Source organism: Leisingera sp. F5 (genome assembly GCF_001593695.1).
In genome coordinates, this window is the sequence record NZ_LUKH01000996.1 from 1 (window position 1) to 1,372 (window position 1,372).

Sequence of the window (1,372 nt, forward strand, 5' to 3'; positions counted from 1 at the left end):
CAACGCTTTCTCCGGTCGGGACGGTCTTGTTTTGGCTCATGGCGGGAGCCCTCCTTCCTGCATCCTAACCCGCATCACGGGATTGTTTACAGCCCACTGCCGCCGCAGCGCTAGGATGCGGGCAGTCCAATGCAACTTGGAGGTTCCCTAATGACTGTTTCCCTGTCCCGCCGTGCTGCCTTGGCCGGCGCTGCCGCCCTGCCCCTTGCCGCAGCTGCAACACCTGTTCTGGCCGGCGCCCACGGCGGCCGTGCCGAAGCGCCCACCGCCCATTCGTTCAAACTGGGTGAGATGCCGGTCACCACACTGCTGGATGCCTCATCCTTGCGTGACGGACCGAAGCCGCTGTTTGGCGCAGCGGCCAGCGATGCGGAGTTTGCCGAAGTTTCTGCTGAGAACTTCGTCTCAGCAGAAACACTGCAGTTCTATTTCACTCCTACCCTGGTGGATACCGGCGCCGAGCTGGTGCTATTTGACACCGGGCTTGGCGCAGGCGGCATCGCCAAGGCGCTGACGGCAGCCGGGGTCACGCCCGACCAGATCAATGTGGTTGTGATCACCCATATGCACCCGGACCACATTGGCGGGCTGATGACAGACGGTGCGCCCACCTTTGCCAATGCCCGCTACATCATGGGATCTGCCGAGTATAACTTCTGGTCCAAAATGGAGGCCGGCAACCGGGTCGGTGATCTGGTGGCCAGCAATGTGACGCCGCTGACAGAGAAGACCACGTTCATTGACAACGGCGCCAGCGTGGCGCCGGGGGTCACTGCGATGGCAAGCTTTGGCCACACGCCCGGGCATATGGGCTTCATGCTGGAAAGCGGCGGCCGGCAGCTGTTGCTGACTGCAGATCTGGCCAATCATTATGTCTACAGCTTTGCCCGGCCCGACTGGGCGTTCAGCTTTGATGCCGATGCTGAGGCGGCCAGCGCGTCACGCCGCCGGGTACTGGGGATGCTGGCCGCCGACAAGGTTCCGATGATCGGCTATCACATGCCCTTCCCCGCCGCCGGTTTTGTCGAAACGCGTGGCGAGGGTTTCCGCTATGTACCGGTCAGCTATCAGCTGATGGGCTAAGCGGCCCGGTTCAATAGCCGGTTTGCGGCCCGTATCCGCAGCCGTCCGTGAAACGGGACAGGCGGAAGTCGTGCGGGTCCACCACGGGTGCACCGCCGGTCACCAGATCGGCGGCCAGCTTGCCTGCCGCCGGGCCGATGCCAAAGCCGTGGCCAGAGAAGCCGGTAGCGACAAACAGCCCCGGCAGCCCATCGACTTGCGAGATCACTGGAATCGCATCCGGTGTCACGTCGATCAGCCCGCCCCAGCTCTGCACCACATCGGCACCTTGCAGCAACGGAAACGCCTT

2 protein-coding genes are annotated in these 1,372 nt (G+C 63.2%); one reads left to right on the forward strand and one right to left on the reverse strand.

Going from position 1 to position 1,372, the window contains the following annotated elements; translation table 11 throughout:
* Window positions 1-150 precede the first annotated feature (150 nt).
* Window positions 151-1,083 carry an MBL fold metallo-hydrolase gene (locus A2I95_RS38225; protein ID WP_291737625.1) on the forward strand — a complete coding sequence of 311 codons (933 nt, stop codon included), beginning with the start codon at window positions 151-153 and terminating at the stop codon, window positions 1,081-1,083.
* 10 nt (window positions 1,084-1,093) lie between these two features.
* Here A2I95_RS38225 and A2I95_RS38230 read toward each other — a convergent pair.
* A partial coding sequence (locus A2I95_RS38230; protein ID WP_291737626.1) for an FAD-binding oxidoreductase occupies window positions 1,094-1,372 on the reverse strand: 279 nt, incomplete at its 5' end.

Bases quoted from the DNA above. Each gene is read 5' to 3' on its own strand.
- A2I95_RS38225 (WP_291737625.1), top strand. From the start codon at position 151: ATGACTGTTTCCCTGTCCCGCCGTGCTGCCTTGGCCGGCGCTGCCGCC.